Source organism: Rhizobium sophoriradicis, from assembly GCF_025200795.1.
GTDB classification, from domain to species: domain Bacteria; phylum Pseudomonadota; class Alphaproteobacteria; order Rhizobiales; family Rhizobiaceae; genus Rhizobium; species Rhizobium sophoriradicis.
The window spans coordinates 658,817-672,348 of the sequence record NZ_CP104153.1 but is presented as its reverse complement, the minus strand read 5'-3'; the positions used below and the strand labels follow the sequence as shown (position 1 = coordinate 672,348).

Below are 13,532 nucleotides of genomic sequence, written 5' to 3'. Positions count from 1 at the left end.
CAAACGCTGCCCTTCGTCGCTTACCTTTTCAGCGGAGGCTGAAGAGAGATCTGACGATTAAAACTCTTCCCAATCGCCGGCCAATGCTGCGTTCCCCTGGGTTGCACTCCCCTGGAACGACCTGCTGACCTTGGCAATCATCTGGCGCGCTGGCGAAACCACGGGCTGAGCATGCGCCGGAGCCGGCTGCGACATGCGCCTCGATGCCACCGCTCCCCCAATGTTGAACTGACCCAGGAGCTGAAACAGTGCGTCGGCTTCCTTGGCGAGTTTGTGAGCGGCGGCTGTGGCTTCCTCGACCATCGCGGCGTTCTGCTGCGTGCCCTGATCCATCCTGTTGACGGCGGTATTGATTTCCTTCAGCCCCGTCGCCTGCTCCTGCGAGGCGCCGACAATGGCCCCGACATTGCCGTCGACCTGCTGCACCTGTACCGCAATCTCCTGCAGGGCCTTTCCGGTTTCGCCAACCAGGGCGACGCCGTTTTTGACATGGCCGTTCGAAGCGTTGATCAGCTCCTTGATTTCCTTTGCCGCCTTGGCGGAACGCTGCGCCAGTTCGCGCACTTCCTGGGCAACAACGGCAAAGCCCTTGCCTGCTTCACCGGCGCGGGCCGCTTCGACGCCGGCGTTCAGCGCCAGCAGGTTGGTCTGGAAGGCGATTTCGTCGATGACGCCGATGATGCTGCCAATCTCGGTGGCGGAGGATTCGATCTTGCCCATAGCATCGACTGCGTCGCGCACGACACCGCCCGAGCGTTCCGCATTGTCTTTCGTCTTGCGGACGAGCTGGCCTGCCTCCTGAGCCCTGTTGCTGGAGTCGGCGACGGTGGTGGTGATCTCTTCCAGGGCAGCGGCGGTCTCCTCGACGGAGGCGGCCTGCTGCTCGGTCCGCTTGGCGAGATCGTCCGAAGCGGAGCGGATCTCCTGTGCGCCGGCCGCGATGGCGCTGGCGTTCTCGGCAACCTTCTGCATGGCGGCACGGAGCTTTTCGACCGCGGAATTGAAGTCGGCTCTGAGTTTTTCCAGAGACGGGATGAACGGTGTGCCGATCTGCTGCGTGAGGTCGCCATTGGCCAGTGCCTGCAATGCACTGCCAAGCTGGCCAACGGCCCGGTCCGTCTGCTCGGCAAGGGTGCGGCGCTCGTCGGCATCCTGTTCGAGCCGGTGACGTTCCGCGACGGCCCGCCTGGCTTCCGCATCGGCTTCCCGCTCCGCCTTTGCCGAAATGGCGTCGCGCAATCCCGCCACGGCGCGGGCAAGCTTGCCGATCTCGTCGCCGCGCGCTTCGAGGCGACGATCGCCATCGAGATTGCCGTCCGCCATCGCCTTCAGCGAAAGCTGCAGTTTTGCCAGCGGGCCGACGATCGTACGTGCGGTAATGACCGCGGCGAGGACGGAAAGAAGAGCCGCGATGCCCAGCGCCGTCAGGACGATCGGCTTGAAGCCGCTGGCCGTGCTGCGGACGTCTCCACCGATCGATTTGTTCAGTGCTTCCTGGTAGTCGATGAATTTGTTGATGGCGCCGAGCCAGGCATCGAAGGCCGGCCGCGCCTGTTCGAGCAGGATCTTGCGGGCAGCCTCGCCGTCACCCTTTCCCTGCAGCGCGCTGATCTGGGCGACCAGGGGATTGGTTTTCGCCTGGATGTCGGCGATCTCCTTCAGGATGGACTTCTCCTGGTCCGTCGCACCCGCCGGAGATGCGACCATATCGGCCATGCGCTTTTCGTTCTCGGCATAAGAAGCCGCGAGCTTTTCGATCAGTGCCTCGGCCGCCTTGCGCTCATCGGCAGAGGTCACCAGGGTCACGTCGCGAATGGCAATCGCCCGGTCGTGCACGCTGCCGCGATAGTTGATGGCGAACCGCTGTTTGACGCTGTTAACGTCGTTGATCGTTTCGAGATTGCTGTTGATCTCCGCGACCTTGACCGCCGAATAAATGCTCAGGCCGGCCATCAGCAAGATCAGGAAGCTGAAGCCAAGGGCGAGACGCACCGCGACCCCGAAATTCTGAATGCTCTTCATTGCCACTCTCCGTCGTATGGGAGGTTTGTCACAGGTGTCTTGCCCCAGGATCGTTCGCCGCATCTCGTTCAAATGTGGGACCCCGTTGTCCCGAGCAGAGCCAACGCATCGAAATGCGAGGCGCCTGCGTCGTGGTAACAACTTCGATGTGATACGAGATTCGGATCCCGGCCCGCCGTCATGGCGTAGGTGACGATCTCTGGGAACGCCGCTCCGATACCTTAGAAATAAGGTGATATATTTTAGAGAGTGTAAACGACGCCGAGAGGGGTCACTCTGCTGCGCTTTTTGTATATTTCTTCTGTATTTCTGCGCAAAACGTCTGATTTTCGTACGCGAAAGTATATTTCAAGTTGCTACATAGAAAGACGCTTTATCAACTGTTGCAGAAAAGAGTGCCGAATGTTTGCGGAAGCGCGTGCCGATGTGATCGCGAATTATCTTCTGGCGGATTGGTCTTTGACCGACAAGCTGGAGGCAGCACTGCATATCGCTAACGCCAACCTCTACGTCGCCAAGAATGCCGGCCGCCACCGCTGCGTGGCGACGGCGGCGTAACGCCTGGTGCTCGCCGGCTGCTCCGCCTGATGTCAGGCGATCTGCGGCGGGTATTCGCTGGCCGAAAATACGTGATGGTGCACCTTGCCCGTGAAGAGCTTCAGCAGCTCCCCCGTCACCTCGCGGCTCTCCGAGCGCACATTGGAGCGCAGCGCCATATCGACCGCCTCCATGTCGGGATAACGAATGGCGAGCGCCATGGCATAGACCGGAGCACCCTCGTCGCGCTCCACCCCGTCCAGCACCCGTATTTCCTCCGCACCCGGAAATTGCGTCCAGAGAGGAACGAGCTGCTGTCTCACAAAGTCGCGGAATTCCTCTTCCCGACCGGGATGGATTTCGCCCTCAAACAAAGCGTAACGAATGATCATAGGTTCTCTCTTCCAAAACTCGCAGGAGCTGGATCGTTAGTGATGTGATGTCAGGGATCAGGGCGTACCGGTTGATACGCCCTGCTTGAAAGGCCTATTTGCCCCAGATCTTCTTGTATTGATCGCGATAGCCGTTATCGGGATCGAAGCTGTTCTTCGGTCCGCCGTCGAATTCGACATTCTCACTGGTCACCACGTGCAACGGCGAGACATAGCCCGACCACGGAGCACCGGCGAAGGCGCGGTTCAATTCATCGACGAGCTGCCAGCCCTGCAAATTGAGCGGCTCGGCCACCGTGACGGCCTGGTACTGCTTGGCACGGATACGCTGATAGGCGCTCTCCGAGCCGTCACCGGCCGCGACATTCACCGGCTTGCCGTCGCCGGCAATGCCGGCCGAGGCAAGCGACGGGCCCATGAAGTCGTAGTAGAGGTCGTTGATCGCCAGCGAATGCGTCCACTTGGCGCCGTACTTCTGCAGCAGCGAGGTGGTCAGCTGCGGCATGCGCTGGGAGGTTTCGGCGATCGGCGTGTCGACATATTCGAGCACGGTGCCACCGAGATCTTCGATCTCCTTCTTCATGCGGTCGGCCTTGGCAATCGCGATCGCATAGGTGGAGTCGGTGAAGATGATGACGCCCGGCTTGCCGCCGGCATCGGCGAAGGCCCAATCGGCCGCAGACTTCGAGACTTCCATCGCGTCGGTGGTCACATTGGCGAATACGCCGACCTCAGGAACCGGGCCGACCGCCGAAGCGGCGTGCCAGGAAACCATCGGAATGCCGGCGGCCTTCGCCGCTTCCATCGCAGGCTTCTGCTCGACGGCGTCGAAGCCGTTGATGATGATGCCATCGGGCTTCAGCGCCATGGCCTGGCCGAAAGCCGCTGTGCGTCCGCCGATCGAACCGGCGCCGTCCAGCGCCTTCACCGTCCAGCCCAATGCGCCTGCCGCTTCCTGAACGCCGTTGACGACGCCGAGGATGCCGCCGTTCTTCATATCGGCAGCAAGAATGACGATGTTCTTGCCGGTGGCGCCCTTCGGGCCGCTCGTCGGGCCATCCCAGGCGCTCACCTTGGACGCATATTTCTCGACCACGGCCTTGGCGTCAGCCATCGAATCCGCCATCGCCGGCACGCTCAGCATAAGGGCGACGGTTGCGACCGTTGCCTGCATTAAAGTCCTGCGCTTCATGTTCACTCCTCCATTTTGTTTGTTCTGGAATGCCGGATGAGCCGGCATCTTCATTTGGATGCGGGTGTGATCCTCCTCACAGCTCCGCGCTTGCGCTGGGCATAACCTGCTATGCCGATGGCAATCAGCAGGGTCACGCCGTTGAACAGCGGTTCGACGAAGAACGACCCGCCGAATTGCTGAATTCCCGAAATGCCGACCGCCAGGATGATGACGCCGATCAGGGTCCCCCAGACGTTCACCCGTCCCGGCTTGATCGTCGTTGACCCGAGGAAGGCGCCGACAAGCGCCGGCAGCAGATATTCGAGGCCGACGCTCGCCTGGCCGATGCGCAGCTTCGAGGCGAGAAGGACGCCGGTCAACGCCGCCAGCAGGCCCGAGGTGACGAAGGCGCCGATCACGAATTTGCGGACGGGAATGCCATTGAGGGCCGCAGCCTTGGGATTGGCGCCGATGGCATAGAGATAACGGCCGATCGGCAGGTATTCGAGGACGATCCACATGCAGATCGCGATCAGCAGCACATAGAAGCCGGTGATTGGCAGGCCGAAGAGCATGGTGCCGTTCAGCGCATAAAAACCGTCCGGCAGGACACCGACCACCTGCCGGCCGCCGGTGTGCCAGAGGGCAAGCGCGTAAAGAACCGTTCCGGTGCCGAGCGTGGCGATGAAGCTGTCGATCTTGGCGACTTCGACGAGCAGACCGTTGATGAAGCCTGTGAGGACGCCGAGCGCGAGAACGATGACGACCGCGACCGGCCAGGGCAGGCCGTAGGCGGTCTGCAGGCTGATGGCGAGAATATGCCAGAGCACGATGCCGTAGCCGACGGTCAGATCGATGCGGCCCGATGCCATCGGGATCATTGCGGCCAGCGACAGAAGCGCGATGATCGCCTTGTCGGAGACGATCGAGCGGACGTTCAGCACGGTCGGGAACGTATCGGGCAGGAGGATCGAGAAGAGCACGATCAGGCCGGCGGTCAGGATGACCAGACCGTAAACCGGGATCAGGCGTCCGATCTTCTGGCCGGTGGACAGGCCGGCCATTTCGCTCTTGGTCGGCTCCAGCGCGGTGGATTCTATGGATTGCATGGCTGTTCTCCCGATGGCTCAAGCCGCTTCCGACGCGGAGGCGGCGGTGATGACCGCCTCCGTCGTCAGGGCGCTTCCGCTCAGTTCGCTGACAATTTTGCCGCGCGAGAAAACCAGCGCGCGGTGGCAGATATGGGCGATTTCCTCGAAATCCGTCGAGACTACGACGACCGCGAGACCGGCTTCCAGCGCCTGGGTGATCAGGCGGTAGATTTCGGCGCGCGCGCCGATGTCGACGCCGGCGGTCGGGTCTTCGGCGACCAGCAGCTTGCGGCCGGTCGCCAGCCAGCGGCCGACGACCACCTTCTGCTGGTTGCCGCCGGACAGCGCCTCCACCGGCAGATCCGGATCGTTCGGTCTGAGGTTTACGGAATGCCCGATCGCATGGGCAAGATCGGCTTCGCCACGCGGCGACAGTACGGAGAAAATCCCGCGGCCGACGGCGCCCGGATTGAGATAGGTATTTTCCCGAATGGACAGCGATAGTGCGACGGATTCCTCCGTCCGGTCGCGGGCAATCAGCCCGATGCCCGAGGCCATGGCCTGCCGCGGGCTGGAAAGATCCGGCGCCTCGCCATGCAGCAGAACCGAGCCGTTGAAGGGCTCGCAGCCGAACAGCGCCCGGCCGATCCTTTCCTGGCCGGCGCCACGCAATCCGACCAGTCCAAGCAGCTCACCCTCGCGGATATCGAAGGATATCGGGCTCGTGCCGGCACAGACGACGTCGCGAACCTCGACGATCGCCTTGCCGGGCTTGATCTCGGTCTTGGAAAAGAGGCTGTCGCCGCTGCGGCCGATGATCATCGTCACCAGTTCGTCCGGGGTGGTCTCGCTGACCGGCTTCTGCCCGACCATGCATCCGTCGCGCAGCACGGCGACGCGATCGGCGATTCGGAAGATCTCGTCGAGCCTGTGGGAGACATAGATCATGCCGACGCCGCGCTCTTTCAGGGGGCGGATGGCGTTGAACAGCCGATCGACTTCATCGGCGGGCAGGCTCGCCGTCGGCTCGTCGAGCACCAGAACGTCGGCTTCGACGGCAAGCGCGCGGGCAATGGCGACGAGCGATTTTTCGGTGCGCGACAGGGCCGAGACCCGCGTCGTCGGATCGAAGTCGCAGCCGACGAGCTTCAGCGCTTCCTTGGACCGCGCCTGCGTCCTGTTCCAATCGATGAGACCGCTTCGCATCGAGAAGCCTTGCGACAGACCCATATTCTCGCCGACCGTCATCCACTCGATCAGACCGAGATCCTGATGGATGAAGGCGACCGGCTGCCGTTCGTTCGGTTTCGGCGGGCAATGATGGTAGCTCTGGCCGCGAAAGAGGATGTCGCCATGATCCGGCTTGTAGATGCCGGCAAGCGTCTTAATCAGCGTCGATTTGCCGGCGCCGTTTTCGCCCAGCAGTGCAAGGATCTCGCCCTCGCGCAGATCGATCGACACGTCACGCAGCGCCTGCGTGCCGCCGAAGCTCTTGGTGATCGATTGGAACTCCAGCAGTCTCTTGGCTTCCACTGTGGCTCCTCCCAAAGCTGCAGCTGTTATAAACAGATGTTATCGATAACATTCATCAGTAGTCAAGCGGAAAGTGACAATTCCCACCCCGCAAGATGAGGTCAGCCGGCGCGAAATCCGTCGAGGAGATGCATCATCTCGGCGGAGTCCTTCGGCCCAAGCCCGGCGGCGCACAGCAGGCGGTGAATCTCCACCACCGCACCCGTCATCGGCAGCGGCGTCTTGGTCTTCAGCGCAAAAGCCTGAAGCGAGTCCAGGTCCTTCAGCATATTGTCGATCCGGCCCGTCGGCGAGAAATCCCGGGCGGCGAATTTTGCCATGAATTCCTGCAATATCCGGCTGTCCGCTCTGCCGCCGGCAAGGGCAGCCGGAATGGCTGAGGGATCGACGCCGCCGGCTTCGGCGAGCTTGACGGCTTCGGCGACTGCCTGAAACAGCACGGCGCAGAACAGCTGATTGATCAGCTTGGTGGTCTGCCCGGCGCCGGAGGCGCCCATCAGCGTATAATTAGCGGCAAGATGCCGCATCACCACGCGCGCCCGCTCGAAATCCTCGGGGCTGCCGCCGGCCATGATCGTCAATTTGCCGCCGAGCGCGCCGGGCACGCCGCCCGAAAGCGGGCAATCCACCCATGCCATGCCGGTTTCCGCACGCAGCCGCTTCGCCATATCTGCCGTTTCGGCGGGGTCGATGGAGGACATGTCGATCAGCAGCTTGTCGGCGCTGGCCGCCGCCGCAACCCCCTTCTCGCCGAAAACGACGGCGCGGACGATGCTGGCGTGATTGAGACTGAGCACGCAGAATTGCGAGGCGGAGACCGCCTCCTCCACGGAAGCAGCTGCGCGAGCCCCCTTGGCTTCCAGCGCCGCAACCTTTTCGGCATCAAGATCGAAGACCGTTACTTTGTGCCCGGTCTCAATCAAGCGCGTGATAATCGCCGTGCCCATGATGCCGGCACCGATGACTGCGATGTCTGCTCTATAATCATCCTGCATGAAACCCTCCCTTGACGGCCGCGCCTCTCAGCTCCTCACAAGCCAGCGCCACCATATCATCCAAAGCCATATCGATCGTCACAGTGACCACACCGGCTTCACCGGTGGGCGGTTCCAGCGTCTGCAACTGGCTATCGAGCAGCGACGCCGGCATGAAATGGCCCTGACGGGCCTGCATCCGCGACAGCAGCAGATCGCGCGACCCCTCCAGGAAAACAAAGGCCAGGCGCCCGCCTGCCGCCTGCCTCAACCTGTCCCGATAGCTTCTCTTCAGCGCCGAACACGAGATCACCAATCCTTGCGACGCGTCTTGCGCGGCCTTTATTTCCACGCCGATCCGGTCGAGCCACGGCAGGCGGTCATCATCGGTGAGCGGTATGCCCTTCGCCATCTTCTCGACATTGCGAGCCGGGTGGAGCTGGTCGCCCTCCACAAACCGCATGCCGTTTCGAGCGGCGATGCCCTCGCCGACCGAGGATTTGCCGCAACCGCTGACACCCATGACCACGACGGCCGGAGGCAGCGCTTCTTTCTCGAGCTCCATCGTCGCGTCTCTGTCAGAGGCAGGTGGTGATGCCGCCATCGACATAAAGCGTGTGGCCGTTGATGAAAGACGAGCCTCGGCCTGAGAGGAAAACGGCGGCACCGACCAGTTCCTCGACATTGCCCCAGCGACCGGCCGGCGTCCGCTTCTCGAGCCAGGACGAGAATTCGGGATTGTCGACAAGCGCCTGGTTGAGCGGCGTCTTGAAGTAACCCGGCGCAATCGCATTGATCTGCAGGCCGTGCTTGGCCCAGTCGGCGCACATGCCGCGCGTCAGGTTGCGCACGGCGCCCTTGGTCGCCGTATAAGGGGCGATGCCGGGACGGGCCAGTTCGCTCTGAACCGAGGCGATGTTGATGATCTTGCCCTGACCGCGAGCGATCATGGCTTTGGCGGCCGCCTGGCCGACGTAAAACACGCTCGAAATATTGGTGGTCAGCAAAAGCTCCCATTTGTCCGCCGGAAAATCCTCCAGAGGTGTGCGAAACTGCATGCCGGCATTGTTGATCAGGATGTCGAGCGGGCCGATATCGGCCTCGATCGCATCGATGCCCGCTTTGGCGGCGTCTTTGCTGGTCACATCGAAGATGGCCGCATGGGCAGACAGGCCTTGAGCCTTGAGGCTCTCTATGGCCCGTTTGACGCTTTCGGGCGTGCGGCCGTTGATGACGACCTCGGCGCCATGCTGCGCCAGGCCCTCGGCCAGCGCATAACCGATCCCCTGGCTCGAGCCGGTGATCAGGGCAAGCCGTCCGGTTAGATCAAACAGGTTCTTCATGCAAGTAACTCCTCCGGTGTCGCTGCGAATGACGGCTTATACCGCCACTTCAGGTGAAACTCACTTGACATCGCTTTTCCGGATTATATGTTATCGATAACATAATCAACTGTCAAAATGCGGGACGGAGACGGAATGCCTGAGGTAGAGATCTTGATGACCGGAGCCTATCCGGAATGGGATATGGTCGATCTGGAGGCGAAGTATCGCGTTCACCGTCTGTGGGAAGCGACAGACCGGCAGGAACTGATCACAAGGGTCGGCAAGGATATTCGCGCCATCGCGACGCGCGGTGAACTCGGCGCCTCCGCCGAGCTGATGAAGCAATTGCCGAAGCTGGAGATCGTCTCCTGCTACGGCGTCGGCACCGACGCTATCGACTTGTCCTATGCCCGCGCCAACGGCCTTCGCGTCACCAATACCCCCGATGTGCTGACCGAGGACGTGGCCGACATCGCCATCGGCCTGCTGCTTGCGACGGCCCGGCAGATTCCGCAGGCCGATGGTTTCGTCCGCGCCGGCCAGTGGGGCAATGTCGCCATGCCGCTGGTAACGCGGGTCTCCGGCAAGAAGGTCGGGCTCGCCGGCATGGGGCGGATCGGCAAAGCAATCGCCAGGCGGGCTGACGCTTTCGGCTGCGACATCGCCTATTTTGCCCGCAATGAGCACAAGGATGTCGCCTATGCCTACCAGCCGGACCTGGTGGCGCTTGCCGATTGGGCCGATTTCCTGATCGTCATCGTCCCCGGCGGACAGGCGACGATGAAGATCATCAATGCCGAAGTGCTGAAAGCGCTCGGTCCCAACGGCATGCTGATCAATGTTTCGCGCGGGACCACCGTCGATGAAGAGGCGCTGATCGCGGCCCTGCAGAACGGCACCATTCAGGCTGCCGGCCTCGACGTCTTCCTCAACGAACCGAAGATCGATGCGCGTTTCCTGACGCTTCAAAACGTGGTGTTGCAGCCCCATCATGGCTCCGGTACCGTCGAAACCCGCAAGGCCATGGGTCAACTGGTCAGAGACAATCTCGCCGCGCATTTTGCCGGCAACCCGGTTCCAACTCCCGTCGTGTGAGGGTTTCGCTATGAAAGCCATCGTCATTCATGCCGCCAAGGATCTCAGGATCGAGGAGCGCCAACCGGAGGTTGCCGGAGAGGGGCAGGTTGAGATTGCGATCGAAGCCGGCGGCATCTGCGGCTCCGACCTGCATTATTACAATCATGGCGGCTTCGGCACCGTGCGCCTGCGCGAGCCGATGATCCTCGGCCATGAGATCGCCGGCACGGTCAAAGCGCTGGGTGCCGGCGTGAGCGATCTTGTCGTCGGAGACCGTGTTGCGGTGTCTCCGAGCCGGCCGTGCAATCATTGCCAATATTGCCTGAAGGGACAGCAGAACCACTGCCTCAACATGCGCTTTTACGGCAGCGCCATGCCGATGCCGCATATTCAGGGCGGCTTTCGCCAGCGGCTGGTGGCGGAGCGCTGGCAATGCCACAAGGTCGCCGACGGCATCTCCATTCACGAAGCGGCCTTCGCCGAACCCTTCGCCGTGACGCTGCATGCCGCCAGCCGCGCCGGATCACTGCTGGGTAAACGGGTGCTCGTCACCGGCTGCGGCCCGATCGGCATGCTGGCGATCGTTGCTGCGCGCGTTCTCGGCGCCCGCGAAATCGTCGCGACCGATGTGACCGACAGCGTTCTGGCGATCGCCCGCACCAGCGGTGCGGATCGAACGATCAATGTCGCGACGCATGCCGCCGACCTCGCCGCCTACGGCGCCGACAAGGGATATTTCGACGTCATGTTCGAAGCATCGGGCAATGAGCGGGCGGTGCGCGCCGGTCTGGAAGTGCTGAAGCCCCGTGCCGTTCTCGTGCAACTCGGCCTTGGCGGCGATGTCTCCATCCCGCAGAACATGATCGTCGCCAAGGAAATCGAGATGCGCGGAACATTCCGCTTTCACGAGGAATTTGCGCTTGCCGTCGAGCTGATCAACGCGCGACGCGTCGATCTGAAGCCGCTGCTGACAGGTGTCTTTAAGATCGATGAGGCCGTCGCCGCCTTTGAATTGGCAAGCGACCGCAGCAAGTCGATGAAAGTCCAGATCGCCTTCTGACAAGGCACGGATTACCGGGCGCTTCGATCTGTGCTCTCGCGCAACACGACCCTATAGCCGGTCAGTATGATCTCGTCGCCGGTCGCCTCGCCGCCCGCCTGCAGGGCATCGAGCAGGCGGACGGCGGCCTGACGGCCGATGCCGTAACAGTCGACATTGATCGTGGTGATGCTGGGATGACAGATCGACGAGATCTCGTAGTCGCCGAAACCGGCAATGGCGATATCTTCAGGCACGCGCATTCCCCTGCGCTTGCATTCCATGATCGCACCGAAGGCTGAAAGGTCGGAGACGCAGAGAACGACTTCCGTGTCCGGCCAGCGCTCCAGGAGGCTCATCACCGCCTGGCCGCCCTGTTCCATGGTGATTGGCGGCACGCCGAAGGAAATCGCCCTGCCCGGTCCCAATCCCAGTTCGTCGACGGTCTTTAAAAACCCGCTTCGGCGCTGGCTGCCGCGCGTATCGCGCGCCGTCGTTCCCCCGATATAGCCGAACCGCCGATAGCCTTGGCTTGCAAGCGTCCGGACCAGCAGCGACATCGCCTCGCTATTGGAAAAGCCGACGACATGATTGATCGGCTCTTCTGGAATTTCCCAGGTTTCAACCACCGGAATGCCAGCCTTATCAAGCATGCGCCGCGCCCGGTCGGTATGCGAGCCGCCTGTCAGGATGATACCCTCGGGGCGCCGGCGCAGCATCGCTTCGATCAGCTTCTCCTCTTTCTCGGCGGCATAGTCGGTGTAGCCGAGCAAAAGCTGAAGGCCGGTATTCTCCAACGCATCGGTGATTCCGCGGGCGGTGTCGGAGAAGTTCGAATTGTTGATGGAGGGCACGAGCGCCGCGATGAAGCCGCTGCGGCGCGAGGAAAGGCTGCCGGCCGAGAGATCGATGACGTAACCGAGCGCATCGACCGCTTCCATGATGCGCTTCCGCGTCTCTTCGGAAACGCTTGCATCCTGGCGAAAGGCGCGCGAAACGGTCATGGCCGATACACCGACATATTTGGCGACTTCGGCCATTGTCAGCTTCTGGGCGTCTCCTCCCTTAGGACGTTTGTCTTTTGGCTCATCCTCGTTTTTCACTAGCCCCGCCCTTAAACAGCTTCCGAGTTGGCAACTGAGGATACGATAAAGTTATCGCTATCATCGCACAATGGATATTATTGCTGGAGTGCCGCGTTTCACAGTCCACTGCTCTGTACGTAGGACACAAAGCAGGACAAAATGGTATCGATAACAATTTTTGCGAGGAGAGGCGTCATGTTCGGGGAAATCGAGGGTACGGGGTTCGAGGTGCTCGACCCGCGCTTTGAAAACTGCTTCGTCGGCCATGCGCGCGTCGAGCGGCTTTGGACGGGCGGCCGCTGGCTGGAGGGGCCGGCCTGGTTTGCCGCCGGGCGCTACCTGATCTTCTCCGATATCCCCAACAACCGCCTCATGCGCTACGACGATACAAGCGGGCAGACATCTGTCTTCCGCTCGCCCAGCAACAACTCCAACGGCAACACGGTCGACAATCAGGGCCGGCTGATCACCTGCGAGCATCTGACGCGCCGCGTCACGCGAACCGATTTCGACGGCGGGATTACCGTGCTGGCCAATCGGATTGCCGGCAAACGGCTTAACTCGCCCAACGACGTCACAGTCAAATCCGATGGCACCGTCTGGTTCACCGACCCGAGCTACGGCATCCTCCACGACTATGAGGGCGACTACGGCGAAGAGGAAATTGGCGGATGCCACGTCTACCGGCATGATCCGGCAACAGGCGCAACCGATCGGATGACTTCGGATTTCATCAAGCCGAACGGGCTGGCGTTCTCGCCTGACGAAACGGTGCTTTATGTCGCCGATACCGGCGGGACGCACCTATCCGGCGGTCCGCGCCATATCAGAAAGCTTGCTGTATCGGGTGATGGAAAGCTCACCGATCTCGGTATTTTCGCCGAATGCACCGCGGGATTTTTCGATGGTTTCCGCGTCGACCGGAAGGGAAGGATATGGACGAGCGCCGACGACGGTGTGCACTGCTATGATCCAGATGGCACGCTGATCGGCAAGATCCATATTCCCGAGATCGTCTCCAATGTCGCTTTCGGCGGCGAGAAACGAAACCGCCTCTTCATCACCGCAACCACGTCGCTCTACGCCGTGTATCTCACGGCCAACGGGTCAAGACTGGGATAGCGCGCGCATCGTCCCGTTCTTGAGTGGGGCTTGACAACGGAATCAGCCCACGGCTCTGATAAATGCACATCCTTACTCATGCTATAAGCTGATTCCTACGCATTGCTTATCAGCCTGTAAACTGATATTTACCTGCGTTAAATCAGCCTGTGATATGATTT

Annotated in this window: 13 protein-coding genes; 4 read left to right on the top strand and 9 right to left on the bottom strand. The window is 61.5% G+C overall.

Annotation, left to right across the window (positions count from 1 at the left end; genetic code table 11):
- Window positions 1–57 precede the first annotated feature (57 nt).
- Window positions 58–2,022 (bottom strand): HAMP domain-containing methyl-accepting chemotaxis protein, encoded by a 1,965-nt coding sequence (locus N2597_RS25090; RefSeq protein WP_183595984.1) that lies wholly within the window; start codon window positions 2,020–2,022, stop codon window positions 58–60.
- 402 nt (window positions 2,023–2,424) lie between these two features.
- Here N2597_RS25090 and N2597_RS25085 point away from each other — a divergent pair, with 402 nt between their 5' ends.
- The gene (locus tag N2597_RS25085; protein ID WP_179363869.1) at window positions 2,425–2,580 is read left to right on the top strand and encodes a hypothetical protein; all 156 of its coding nucleotides are present in this window, start codon (window positions 2,425–2,427) and stop codon (window positions 2,578–2,580) included.
- 32 nt (window positions 2,581–2,612) lie between these two features.
- On the opposite strand, the gene N2597_RS25080 is transcribed toward N2597_RS25085, so the two are convergent.
- The 7 genes from N2597_RS25080 to N2597_RS25050 form a co-directional block, all read right to left on the bottom strand.
- Window positions 2,613–2,951: a hypothetical protein gene (locus tag N2597_RS25080; RefSeq protein WP_009994201.1), complete on the bottom strand. Its 339-nt coding sequence runs from the start codon at window positions 2,949–2,951 to the stop codon at window positions 2,613–2,615.
- Between the two features lie 94 nt (window positions 2,952–3,045).
- Window positions 3,046–4,143, bottom strand: a complete 1,098-nt coding sequence (locus tag N2597_RS25075) for an ABC transporter substrate-binding protein (protein ID WP_096763931.1) — start codon at window positions 4,141–4,143, stop codon at window positions 3,046–3,048.
- Window positions 4,144–4,193: 50 nt separating this feature from the next.
- A complete protein-coding gene (locus N2597_RS25070; protein WP_096769207.1) occupies window positions 4,194–5,234 on the bottom strand; it encodes an ABC transporter permease in 1,041 nt (346 codons plus the stop codon).
- A gap of 18 nt (window positions 5,235–5,252) precedes the next feature.
- Window positions 5,253–6,749, bottom strand: a complete 1,497-nt coding sequence (locus N2597_RS25065; RefSeq protein ID WP_183595982.1) for a sugar ABC transporter ATP-binding protein — start codon at window positions 6,747–6,749, stop codon at window positions 5,253–5,255.
- A gap of 101 nt (window positions 6,750–6,850) precedes the next feature.
- Complete coding sequence (locus tag N2597_RS25060; protein WP_183595980.1) at window positions 6,851–7,744, bottom strand: NAD(P)-dependent oxidoreductase; 894 nt, start codon at window positions 7,742–7,744, stop codon at window positions 6,851–6,853.
- On the bottom strand, window positions 7,734–8,288 hold the full coding sequence (locus tag N2597_RS25055; RefSeq protein WP_096763864.1) for a gluconokinase: 555 nt from the start codon (window positions 8,286–8,288) through the stop codon (window positions 7,734–7,736). The genes N2597_RS25060 and N2597_RS25055 overlap by 11 nt, the downstream gene beginning before the upstream one ends.
- Window positions 8,289–8,301: 13 nt before the next feature.
- Window positions 8,302–9,066, bottom strand: a complete 765-nt coding sequence (locus N2597_RS25050; RefSeq protein WP_096763863.1) for an SDR family oxidoreductase — start codon at window positions 9,064–9,066, stop codon at window positions 8,302–8,304.
- 135 nt (window positions 9,067–9,201) lie between these two features.
- Here N2597_RS25050 and N2597_RS25045 point away from each other — a divergent pair, with 135 nt between their 5' ends.
- Both N2597_RS25045 and N2597_RS25040 read left to right on the top strand, forming a co-directional pair.
- Window positions 9,202–10,143, top strand: coding sequence for a 2-hydroxyacid dehydrogenase (locus tag N2597_RS25045; protein WP_183595978.1), 942 nt, complete (start codon window positions 9,202–9,204; stop codon window positions 10,141–10,143).
- A gap of 10 nt (window positions 10,144–10,153) precedes the next feature.
- Entirely contained in the window at window positions 10,154–11,185 is a 1,032-nt protein-coding gene (locus N2597_RS25040; RefSeq protein ID WP_096763861.1) for an L-idonate 5-dehydrogenase, read from the top strand.
- A gap of 11 nt (window positions 11,186–11,196) precedes the next feature.
- On the opposite strand, the gene N2597_RS25035 is transcribed toward N2597_RS25040, so the two are convergent.
- Window positions 11,197–12,267, bottom strand: coding sequence for a LacI family DNA-binding transcriptional regulator (locus N2597_RS25035; protein WP_096763860.1), 1,071 nt, complete (start codon window positions 12,265–12,267; stop codon window positions 11,197–11,199).
- Between the two features lie 177 nt (window positions 12,268–12,444).
- Here N2597_RS25035 and N2597_RS25030 point away from each other — a divergent pair, with 177 nt between their 5' ends.
- Window positions 12,445–13,371, top strand: a complete 927-nt coding sequence (locus tag N2597_RS25030) for an SMP-30/gluconolactonase/LRE family protein (RefSeq protein WP_096763859.1) — start codon at window positions 12,445–12,447, stop codon at window positions 13,369–13,371.
- Window positions 13,372–13,532 lie beyond the last annotated feature (161 nt).

Bases quoted from the DNA above. Each gene is read 5' to 3' on its own strand.
- N2597_RS25040 (WP_096763861.1), top strand. From the start codon at position 10,154: ATGAAAGCCATCGTCATTCATGCCGCCAAGGATCTCAGGATCGAGGAG.
- N2597_RS25090 (WP_183595984.1), bottom strand. From the start codon at position 2,022: ATGAAGAGCATTCAGAATTTCGGGGTCGCGGTGCGTCTCGCCCTTGGC.
- N2597_RS25070 (WP_096769207.1), bottom strand. From the start codon at position 5,234: ATGCAATCCATAGAATCCACCGCGCTGGAGCCGACCAAGAGCGAAATG.
- N2597_RS25085 (WP_179363869.1), top strand. From the start codon at position 2,425: ATGTTTGCGGAAGCGCGTGCCGATGTGATCGCGAATTATCTTCTGGCG.
- N2597_RS25055 (WP_096763864.1), bottom strand. From the start codon at position 8,288: ATGGAGCTCGAGAAAGAAGCGCTGCCTCCGGCCGTCGTGGTCATGGGT.
- N2597_RS25050 (WP_096763863.1), bottom strand. From the start codon at position 9,066: ATGAAGAACCTGTTTGATCTAACCGGACGGCTTGCCCTGATCACCGGC.
- N2597_RS25045 (WP_183595978.1), top strand. From the start codon at position 9,202: ATGCCTGAGGTAGAGATCTTGATGACCGGAGCCTATCCGGAATGGGAT.
- N2597_RS25060 (WP_183595980.1), bottom strand. From the start codon at position 7,744: ATGCAGGATGATTATAGAGCAGACATCGCAGTCATCGGTGCCGGCATC.
- N2597_RS25075 (WP_096763931.1), bottom strand. From the start codon at position 4,143: ATGAAGCGCAGGACTTTAATGCAGGCAACGGTCGCAACCGTCGCCCTT.
- N2597_RS25030 (WP_096763859.1), top strand. From the start codon at position 12,445: ATGTTCGGGGAAATCGAGGGTACGGGGTTCGAGGTGCTCGACCCGCGC.
- N2597_RS25080 (WP_009994201.1), bottom strand. From the start codon at position 2,951: ATGATCATTCGTTACGCTTTGTTTGAGGGCGAAATCCATCCCGGTCGG.